This is a genomic window from Candidatus Streptomyces philanthi (assembly GCF_059553635.1).
Genome location: NZ_JCANQV010000235.1, coordinates 1 through 9,366, shown reverse-complemented (window position 1 = coordinate 9,366; position 9,366 = coordinate 1). Strand labels below are relative to the sequence as shown.

Sequence of the window (9,366 nt, the reverse complement as noted above, 5' to 3'; positions counted from 1 at the left end):
GCGCGCCCGGCCCGCTGATTCCGAGGCTCTCGCACCACGCGCGCCCCGGCCGTCTCCCCGGGAACCGCCACCCGTACGGCCCGCGCCCCACCCGTACGGGCCAGTGGCGCCGCCCCCGTACGGCCGTTCCGGATGGCGGGGCCCCCGGGGCCGGGTGAGGCTGCGGTCGTGACCGGCAAATGATCACTTTCGACAGAGCCCCCGGAGGCGTGCCGTGACCGTCCTTTCCTCCCTCCTCGACGCCCGCCCCGCCCGGCGGTCCCCGGACCGACCATCCCGCCCCCGCCGCCACACCCCGCTGCGGCGGGCCGTGGTCGCCCTGCTGCTCGCCTGCACCCTGACCGCGGGCGTGGCCGCCTGCGGCAGGGCGAGCCAGAGCCAGAGCAGCAGCGGAGCGGTCGCGGCGGCGCCCAGTCCCACCACCTCCGCCGAGCGGCAGAAGTTCGCCAAGACCCGCTTCGTCGCCAACGCCGGTCTCGCGGCGGGCGCCACCTACGAGTGGATCGTCAAGCCCTACAAGGCGGGCAAGTTCAAGAAGGGGGCGCACGGCCGCAAACTGGCGCTGTTCAAGGCCGGACTCGCCGGTGTCTTCACCTACAACAGGCTCAAGGCGGCGACCAGGAACGCCAAGGGCGACCCGCTTCTCTCCAAAGCCGTCGCCCCGCTCTCCCGCGGCATCGACAAGCTCAAGGAGCTGGGCATGAAGATGCGCAGGGGCGAGGTGTCCCCCGGGGACGTCGGTGCCTTCCAGGGGATCATCAGCCAGGTCAAGGACGCGGGCAAGAGCGCCGGAGCCCCGGTGAAGGACCAGGTGCCCTCACTCCAGCAATTGAAGAGCTGACCGACCGGTCCGCGCGCTACCGTGCGGCCCCATGACACTCAGAGGAACCCTCAGCCACACCCGGTACTGCGACGCGTTCGCCGCCGAGACCGACCGGTTCCGGGCCGCGCTGCACGGCGCCGACCTCACCGCCACCGTGCCGACCTGCCCGGACTGGACGCTCGCCGACCTGGCCCGGCACGTCGGTGCCGCGCACCGCTGGGCCGGGTCGCTCGTCGCCACCCGCGCCACCACGGACGTGGCGGTGGAGGACGTCCCCGGCGCGGCCGGCCCGGACACCGACGACGCGGCGGCGCTGGACGCCTGGCTCGCCGAGGGGGCCGAAGCGGCGGTACGGGTCCTGCGGGAGGCCGGACCGGACGCACCGGTGTGGAGCTGGTCGCCCCTGCACACCGCGGGGTTCTGGGCCCGGCGGATGACCCACGAGACGGTCGTCCACCGGGCCGACGCCGCCCTCACCAGCGGCGCCCCCTTCGACGTACCGGCCGATGTCGCCGCCGACTGCGTCGAGGAGTGGCTGCAACTCTGCTCCCTGCCCGGCCTCCTGGCACGCCGCACCGATCCCGCGGCGCCGCTGTTCGGCCCCGGCCGCGTCCTCGGTCTGGAGGCCACCGACGTACCGCCCGGAACGGACGCCGCCTGGACCCTCGACCTCACGGGCGACCGCCCGGTCCACCGGCGCGGCCCCGGTGAGGCCGCGGTCGTCCTGCGCGGTCCGCTCACCGATGTCCTGCGGGTCTTCTACCGCCGTCTGCCCGCCGGGAGCGACCGCGTCGAGGTGACCGGCGACCGCGCGCTGCTGGACCGGTGGCTGGAGGTGGCGTCCTTCGGGTGACGGGCCGGGCCGCCCTACGCCGTCAGTTCGGCGAGCACCCGCAGGGTGTGCGGGTCGGGGGCGGTCACCAGCAGGTCGGTCACCGGTCCCGCGCGCCACAGCTCCAGCCGCTCCGCGATCCGCTCCCGCGGCCCGACCAGGGAGATCTCGTCGGCGAACGCGTCCGGCACCGCGTCCACCGCCTCCTGCCCGCGCCCCTGGAGGAACAGCTCCCGCACCCGCCGCGCCTCCTCGGGAAAGCCCATACGGGCCATCAGGTCGGCGTGGAAGTTGCGGGTGGCGTGCCCCATGCCGCCGATGTAGAAGCCGAGCATCGCCTTGACGGGCAGCAGCCCCTCGGTGACGTCGTCGCAGACCACGGCCCGTACCAGCGGCGCGATCCGGAAGCCGTCCGGCGCCCCGGCCAGCGCCGCCTCATGGATGCCGGCGCGCAGCGGCGACCAGTACAGCGGCAGCCAGCCGTCGGCGATCCGTACCGTCTGGGCGACGTTGCGGGGGCCCTCAGCGCCGAGCAGGACGGGCAGGTCGGCGCGGAGCGGGTGGGTGATCGACTTCAGGGGGCGGCCGAGGCCGGTGCCGTCCGGGCCCCGGTAGGGCAGCGGATGGAAGCGTCCCTCGGTCACCACCGGTCCCTCTCGGCGCAGGACCTGGCGGACCGTCTCCACGTACTCGCGGGTCGCGGTCAGCGGGCTCGCCGGGAACGGGCGGCCGTACCAGCCCTCGACGACCTGGGGCCCGGACAGCCCGAGGCCCAGGAGGACCCGGCCGCCGGAGAGGTGGTCGAGCGTCAGCGCGTGCATCGCGGTGGCGGTGGGGGAGCGCGCCGCCATCTGCGCGATGCCGGTGCCCAGCCCGATGCGGGAGGTGTGGGCGGCGATCCAGGTGAGGGTGGTGAAGGCGTCCGAGCCCCAGGACTCCGCCGTCCACACCGTGGTGTAGCCGAGGCGTTCGGCCTCCCGGACGAGATCGAGATGGCGGGGGTCGGGGCCGCGCCCCCAGTAGCCGAGTGCCAGACCCAGTCGCATCGCCGGCGCCTCCCTGTGCTGACTGGTCGTCAGATGGATGTTCCGGCGCACTGTACGACCCGGTGGCGGGCAGCGCAACGGCCCTCCGCCCCGGGGACGGAGGGCCGTGGCAGGCTGCGGATCAGCCGCGCTGGATGCCGGTGGTGTCCTGGAGGACGCCGCGCCGGCCGTCCTGGGTCTGTGCGACCAGGGCGTGACCGCGCTGGTCCACCGCGAGGTACCAGGTGCCGGGCGCCAGCTCGGCGATCGGCGTCGGCGAACCGTCCTCGCCGTACAGCGGGCGCGCCACGGGCACCGCGAACCAGAACGGGGCGAACTCCACGGGCGTGCCCGCCGCGGCGGTCGCGCCGTGCGCGCCCCCCGTCGCGGCACCCGCCGGGTACTGCTGCTGGCCGCCGTAGCTCGGGTCCTGCTGCGCGCCGCCCGGGTAGCCGTACCCCTGGCCCTGCTGGGGGCCCGGGTAGCCGTAGCCCTGCTGCGGGCCCGTGCCGTACGGGGACGCGACGGGCTGCGGCTTGGGGGCGCCCAGCAGCGCGGGCTGGAGCGCGGGCACCAGCGGGGTGGCGACCGCGGCACCGGCCATCACCACGGCGGCGAGCAGACCCAGCAGCAGGCCGGCCGCAGGGCTGGTGCTGACGGTCCACCAGAGCGTCGTCCACACGACGAAGACGGACAGTGCGGTGCCCAGCTGCCCCAGCTCGAAACCGGCGACCTTCGGCGGCTGCGGCAGCACCCGCCCCGCGACGATCAGCGCGGCCGCGATCACACCCGCCAGGTAGATGGTCATCAGCGACGGCAGGATGTTCCAGGCGTTGGGGCCCGAGACCGTCGGCGGGCAGAAGCTGCCGACGCAGTTGCCACCGGTCGAGTAAAGGCTGAAGAACGAGGCGATGAACAGCAGCACCGCTGCTCCGATCACCACGCCGTCGCCTCGTTTGAGGGAGCGGATGTTCACGTAAGGATCCTTTGTCGGTTTCGGTGTTCCGGTCATCGGGGTCTGCGCGGCGCGGGCACGGCGGAGGCCCCCCATCGTAAAGGGGAACCCTCCGCCCAAGCCGTCGGGCCGCTGTCGTGGTATCGGCGCGTCACCGGCTTCCGTAACGGTGCGCGGGTACCGGGCAGGGGTGTTCCGGACGTTTCCGCTCGCGCGTTCACCGGGTCAGGAAGTCCGTGATGCCCTCGGTGATCCCCCGTGCCGCCTTTTGCCGCCAGGCCGGATCGGTCAATTTCCGGGCGTCCTTCGGATCGCGCATATTGCCGCATTCGAGGAACACCTTGGGCACCTTCGAGAGGTTGAGTCCGCCGAGATCGGAACGGGTGTCCAGACCCGTACCGCCCGCGAGGTAATTGGACCGGGCGCTGCCGGTCACCGCCGCGAAGCGGTCCGCGAGACGCTCGCCCAGCCTCCGCGACGGACCGGTGACGGCCGTGGTGTCCGCGGCGCCGGCCCGGACGCGGGCGGGCAGGATGACATGGAAGCCCCGGTTGCCGGGCGCCGAACCGTCGGCGTGGACCGAGACCACGGCGTCCGCGTGCGCCGCGTTCCCCGCGCGGGCCCGCTCGTCCACGCACGGCCCCCAGGGGCGGTCGCCGTCATGCGTGAACACCACCTTCGCGCCCTCGGCCCGCAGCAGCGCCCGCGCGTGGCGGGCGACGTCCAGGGTGAACGAGGCCTCCGGGTAGCCGTCGTCGGTGGCGGTGCCGGTGGTGTCGCACTCCTTGCGGCCGTTGCCGGCGTCCACCCGCCGGGAGATCTCGCGGCCGTGGGCGCTGTTGCGCGGGTTGTGCCCGGGGTCGAGGACGACGGTCCGCCCGGCCAACGGGCCCGCCGGGCGCGTCGCGGTGGCCCTGGGGGAGGGTGTCGCGGTGGCGGCGGTCGCGGACGGGTCCGGCGCGGGGCGTTCCGCCCGGCAGCCCGTGGCGCCGGCGGCCACCACGAGCAGCGGGACGAGCAGGGATATGCCGTACGGGCGGCTGCGGGACGCGGCGGCGATGGCCCTCACCCGCCTCAGAGGCCCGGCCCGGTGCGCCGCAGCACATGGAGCGAGCGGCACGCCGAGACCTCGGTGAACGCCCCGGACTCCAGCGCCCGGCGGTAGATCCGGTACGGGGCCTGCCCGCCGTCCGCCGGGTCGGCGAACACATCGTGGATGACCAGCAGCCCGCCGTCCGCGAGATGCGGCACCCAGCCCTCGTAGTCGGCGCCGGCGTGCTCGTCGGTGTGCCCGCCGTCGACGAACATCAGGCCCAGCGGGGCCCGCCAGAGCGCGGCGGCCTGCGGGGAGCGTCCGACCAGGGCGATCACCTGCTCCTCCAGGCCCGCCGCGTGCAGGGCGCGGCGGAAGGCGGGCAGGGTGTCCATCCGGCCGACCTCGGGGTCGACCACCTCCGGGTCGTGGTACTCCCAGCCCGGCTGCTGCTCCTCGCTGCCCCGGTGGTGGTCGACGGTGACCACCGGGACGCCGGCCGTGCGCGCGGCGTCGGCGAGCAGGATCGTGGAGCGTCCGCAGTACGTGCCGATCTCCAGCAGCGGCAGTCCGAGCGTGCCCGCCGCGGCCGCCGCCGCGTACAGGGCGAGCCCCTCGTCCACGGGCATGAAGCCCTTCGCGGCCTCGAAGGCGGCGAGGATCTCCGGGCGCGGCGTCGCGTCCGGCTGCGGCGTCGTGGCAGCGGCCATGGGCGTCCTCCAGGGGTGCGGTTCCGGTGGCTCATGGTGCCGTACGCGGGGAACGGCGCCGGATGCGGGTGGGGCGGAGGCCGGGACATCGCCCGGTTTTCCGGGAATCCGGCGTATGCGGGAATGGGGACGGTGCGGCGCGGATGACGGGGGCGGAATGCCGTCGAACGCCGTACGGGGCAAGGGATTCCGTGCCGCCGGGCCGCGCGCCATTCGCGGGAGGGGAATCCGGGGAATGCGGCGCCGGGAATCCGGTGTGTTCCCTGTGGCGCCCGCCGGCCCGCCGCCCTCTCCTTGTTCGTTTCCTGTGCGCTTCTCGACAGCTGTCCGTCGGATGTTGTTTCGATGCCGTTCCGGTACCGGCCCGTTCTGGAAATTCACCGGACCGTTTCCCCTTCGCGTCCCGCCCGTTTCCCGGTAATTGCGGACCGGTTCCACCACGGCCGCGCCGTACGGGAGCCCCGCGCCCCGCCGTCCCCTCCGTACCTTCGCCCGGCCTTCCCTCGTACTGGAACCTGTTCTACTCTGCCGGGCGCACGCCCCGACCGTTCCCGCGTTCCCGCTGACCCCAGGAGGACACGCATGGCTGGCAAGGCGTACATCGTCGGCGTCGGGATGACGAGGTTCCGCAAGCCCGGGAGCGAGGACGCGCACTACGCGGACCTGGCGAAGGAGGCCGGCGGCGCGGCGCTCGCCGACGCCGGCATCGGCTACGAGGCGGTCGAACAGGTCCCGGCCGGCCACTGCTTCCAGCCCTCGGCCGCCGGCCAGCGCGCCGCGTACGAACTGGGCCTGACCGGCGTCCCCGTCTACAACGTCAACAACAACTGCGCCACCGGCGCCACCGCGCTGATGCTGGCCCGTCAGTTCGTCGCCTCCGGCCTCAACGACTGCGTCCTCGCCCTCGGCTTCGAGACCATGCGCCGCGGACCGCTCGGCGGCGGCGCGGACCCCGGCGGGTTCGCCGCCTCCCCGGTGGCGCGGCACTACGCCGTGATGGCGGCCCGGCACGGCTTCGCGCGGACCCCGCCCACCGCCCAGATCTTCGGCAACGCCGCCCGCGAGCACATGGAACGCCACGGCACCACCGAGGAACAGCTCGCCGCCGTCGGCGCCAAGAACCACCGGCACTCCGTCCGCAACCCCTACGCCCAGTTCCGGGACCCGTACACCGTCGAGGAGGTCCTGGCGTCGAAGACCGTCCACGCGCCCCTGACCAAGCTCCAGTGCTCACCGACCTCCGACGGCGCCGCCGCCGCGGTCGTCGCCTCCGAACGGTTCGTCCGCGCCCACGGACTGCGCGAGGTGGCGGTGGAGATCGCCGGGCAGGCGATGACCACCGACACCGAGGAGAGCTTCGCCTCCGGCTCCTGCGTCGACGTCGTCGGCCGGCCGCTGTCCCGCGCCGCCGCCCGGCAGGCGTACGAGGAGAGCGGACTCGGCATCGAGGACGTGGACGTCGTCGAGCTGCACGACTGCTTTTCGGTCAATGAGCTGCTGACGTACGAGGCGCTCGGGATGTGCGCCGAGGGCGCGTCGGGGAAGCTCGTCGCCGACGGCGCCACGACCTACGGCGGGCGCTGGGTGGTCAACCCCTCGGGCGGACTGATCTCCAAGGGGCACCCGCTGGGCGCGACGGGACTCGCACAGGCCGCTGAGCTGGTATGGCAGTTGCGGGGAACGGCGGGGGAGCGGCAGGTGCCCGGCGCCCGGACGGGACTCGCGCACAACATCGGCCTCGGCGGCGCGGCGGTGGTGACGCTGCTGCGCAAGTGACGTACGCGAACGGGCCGAACGGGAGACGGGACGAGGGGGAGGGGAGGCGCGGACACCGCTCCCTCCGCCCCGGGTCCTAGGACCACGGAAAGGTGGCCGGTGCACCGTTATCCCGATGCGCCCGGCGCACGACCGGTGCGAGCATGTGCCGCATGCCCCCGATAGCTCCCTCCACCACCATGTCCGCCACCGAGCGCCGTACGGCAGCCCCTGCGTGGCTGGTGATGCTGCTGGTCTGCGCAGGGCAGTTCCTCGTCGTCCTGGACGTCTCGGTCGTGAACGTGGCACTGCCCGCCGTCCGCGCCGGACTCGGCCTGAGCGAACTCGGCCTCCAATGGATCGTCAACTCCTACGTCATCACCTTCGCCGGGTTCATGCTGCTCGGCGGCCGGGCCGCCGACCTCTTCGGGCGCAAACGGATCTTCGTCATCGGCCTCAGCCTCTTCACGGTCGCGAGCCTGGCCGGCGGACTGGCGCAGGAACCCTGGCAGTTGATCGGGGCACGGACCATCCAGGGCGTCGGTGCCGCCGTCCTCGCCCCGGCCACCCTCACCATCCTCACCACGTCCTTCCCGGCGGGCGCGGCCCGCACCAGGGCCATCGCCACCTGGACCGCGGTCGGCGCGGGCGGCGGCGCGGTGGGCGGCCTCGTCGGCGGCGTCCTCACCGAGTTCCTGTCCTGGCGCTGGGTGCTGCTGATCAACGTGCCGGTCGGCGCGGTCGTCCTGGCCGGAGCCGCGCTCTGGCTCACCGAGAGCCGGCAGGGCGAGGCCCGCAGGCTCGACGTCCTGGGCGCACTGCTGGCCACCGGCGGTCTGGCGCTGGTGGCCTTCGGCATCGTACGGACCGAGACCGCCGGCTGGACGTCACCCGCCGCACTGCTCCCGCTGGCCGCCGGACTCGTCGTCGTGGGGGGGTTCATCGCGGTCGAGGCACGGACCAGGGCCCCGCTGATGCCGCTGGGCCTCTTCCGGCTGCGGTCGGTCTCCTCGGCCAACGCGGCGATGGTGCTGTCGGGCGCCGCGATGTTCTCGATGTGGTACTTCCTCTCCCTCTACATGCAGAACGTGCTGCACTACACGCCGCTCCAGGCCGGCCTCTCGTTCCTGCCGCACTCGCTGTGCATCGTGCTCGGCTCGAAGATCGCCCCCTGGCTGATGCACCGCATCGGCGCCAAGAGCCTGGCCGTCACGGGCGCGGTGATCTCCGTGTGCGGCATGGCCTGGCAGGGCACGATGGGCCTCGACGGCACCTACGTCGGCACCCTGCTCGCCCCCGGCGTACTGATGGCGCTGGGCGCCGGACTGACCGCCACCCCGACCGCCGCCATCGCCACCTCCGGCACCGACCCCGCCGACCAGGGCCTGGTCTCCGGCCTGATCAACACCTCGCGCCAGATGGGCGGTGCCCTCGGTCTGTCGATCCTGTCCACCGTCGCCGCCACCCGCGCCGCGTCCGGGCACGGCCGCGCCGCCCTCGCCGACGGCTACGGCTTCGCCTTCCACGTCGGCGCGGGCGTCCTCGTCGGCGGCATCGTCCTGATGCTCGTCGCCCTGCCGAGGCGGCGGGAGGACGCCGCGCACTGAGGGGCGCGCACGACGGAGGGGGAACCGCGCGCCCGCCGGGGCGTCACGGGCGGACGCCGGGACGCGGGCCGTGCGAGGGTGTTGCGCATGACGACGACACCGGACGGACGGCACGTACCGCCCCCGCACGCCGACGAACACACCATGCTGGCCGCCTGGCTGGACTTCCACCGCGCCACCCTGGCCCTCAAATGCGCCGGCCTCACGGACGACCAGGCCCGCCTGGTCTCCGCGGCGCCCTCGCCGATGACGCTGCTGGGCCTGGTGCAACATCTTGCCGAAACGGAACGCAACTGGTTCCAGCGGGTGTTCGCGGGCCGCGACCTGCCGCCGGTCCTGGAGGACGCCGGGGACGGCTTCACGCTCGTCCCCGGGTACGGGATCGACGAGGTGCTGGACGCCTGGCGCGCCGAGGTCGAACGCAGCCGCGAGGCGGTCGCCGGCGCGACGCTCGGCGACGTGGGCCGGCTCCCGGCACGGGAGGCCGCCCATATCGGCAGCGAGCAGGTCTCCCTCCGCTGGATCATGATTCACATGATCGAGGAGTACGCGCGTCACAACGGCCACGCCGACCTGCTCCGCGAGCGCATCGACGGGACCACCGGGGCGTGAGACCTCCGGCGCGG

General features: G+C 73.9%; 9 protein-coding genes. 5 read left to right on the top strand and 4 right to left on the bottom strand.

Features of this window, described 5'->3' with window-relative positions; genetic code table 11:
• Positions 1-298: 298 nt before the first annotated feature.
• Positions 299-841: a hypothetical protein gene (locus AC51EU_RS22770; RefSeq protein WP_496268895.1), complete on the top strand. Its 543-nt coding sequence runs from the start codon at positions 299-301 to the stop codon at positions 839-841.
• A 31-nt stretch (positions 842-872) separates the two neighbouring features.
• On the top strand, positions 873-1,676 hold the full coding sequence (locus tag AC51EU_RS22765; protein ID WP_496268894.1) for a maleylpyruvate isomerase family mycothiol-dependent enzyme: 804 nt from the start codon (positions 873-875) through the stop codon (positions 1,674-1,676).
• A 14-nt stretch (positions 1,677-1,690) separates the two neighbouring features.
• On the opposite strand, the gene AC51EU_RS22760 is transcribed toward AC51EU_RS22765, so the two are convergent.
• The 4 genes from AC51EU_RS22760 to AC51EU_RS22745 all read right to left on the bottom strand — a co-directional run bounded on the left by AC51EU_RS22760 (position 1,691) and on the right by AC51EU_RS22745 (position 5,378).
• Entirely contained in the window at positions 1,691-2,701 is a 1,011-nt protein-coding gene (locus AC51EU_RS22760) for an LLM class F420-dependent oxidoreductase (RefSeq protein WP_496268893.1), read from the bottom strand.
• A gap of 121 nt (positions 2,702-2,822) precedes the next feature.
• Positions 2,823-3,656: a hypothetical protein gene (locus AC51EU_RS22755; RefSeq protein ID WP_496268892.1), complete on the bottom strand. Its 834-nt coding sequence runs from the start codon at positions 3,654-3,656 to the stop codon at positions 2,823-2,825.
• 196 nt (positions 3,657-3,852) lie between these two features.
• Positions 3,853-4,704 (bottom strand): N-acetylmuramoyl-L-alanine amidase, encoded by an 852-nt coding sequence (locus AC51EU_RS22750; RefSeq protein ID WP_496268891.1) that lies wholly within the window; start codon positions 4,702-4,704, stop codon positions 3,853-3,855.
• A gap of 5 nt (positions 4,705-4,709) precedes the next feature.
• A complete protein-coding gene (locus AC51EU_RS22745) occupies positions 4,710-5,378 on the bottom strand; it encodes a class I SAM-dependent methyltransferase (RefSeq protein WP_496268890.1) in 669 nt (222 codons plus the stop codon).
• A gap of 582 nt (positions 5,379-5,960) precedes the next feature.
• Here AC51EU_RS22745 and AC51EU_RS22740 point away from each other — a divergent pair.
• The 3 genes from AC51EU_RS22740 (at position 5,961) to AC51EU_RS22730 (ending at position 9,352) form a co-directional block, all read left to right on the top strand.
• Positions 5,961-7,154: a thiolase C-terminal domain-containing protein gene (locus AC51EU_RS22740; RefSeq protein ID WP_496268889.1), complete on the top strand. Its 1,194-nt coding sequence runs from the start codon at positions 5,961-5,963 to the stop codon at positions 7,152-7,154.
• 143 nt (positions 7,155-7,297) lie between these two features.
• Positions 7,298-8,740, top strand: coding sequence for an MFS transporter (locus AC51EU_RS22735; protein WP_496268888.1), 1,443 nt, complete (start codon positions 7,298-7,300; stop codon positions 8,738-8,740).
• Positions 8,741-8,827: 87 nt separating this feature from the next.
• The gene (locus tag AC51EU_RS22730; protein ID WP_496268887.1) at positions 8,828-9,352 is read left to right on the top strand and encodes a DinB family protein; all 525 of its coding nucleotides are present in this window, start codon (positions 8,828-8,830) and stop codon (positions 9,350-9,352) included.
• Positions 9,353-9,366 lie beyond the last annotated feature (14 nt).

Coding starts and splice junctions, on each gene's coding strand:
- AC51EU_RS22765 (WP_496268894.1), top strand. CDS start 873: ATGACACTCAGAGGAACCCTCAGCCACACCCGGTACTGCGACGCGTTC.
- AC51EU_RS22745 (WP_496268890.1), bottom strand. CDS start 5,378: ATGGCCGCTGCCACGACGCCGCAGCCGGACGCGACGCCGCGCCCGGAG.
- AC51EU_RS22735 (WP_496268888.1), top strand. CDS start 7,298: ATGTGCCGCATGCCCCCGATAGCTCCCTCCACCACCATGTCCGCCACC.
- AC51EU_RS22730 (WP_496268887.1), top strand. CDS start 8,828: ATGACGACGACACCGGACGGACGGCACGTACCGCCCCCGCACGCCGAC.
- AC51EU_RS22760 (WP_496268893.1), bottom strand. CDS start 2,701: ATGCGACTGGGTCTGGCACTCGGCTACTGGGGGCGCGGCCCCGACCCC.
- AC51EU_RS22740 (WP_496268889.1), top strand. CDS start 5,961: ATGGCTGGCAAGGCGTACATCGTCGGCGTCGGGATGACGAGGTTCCGC.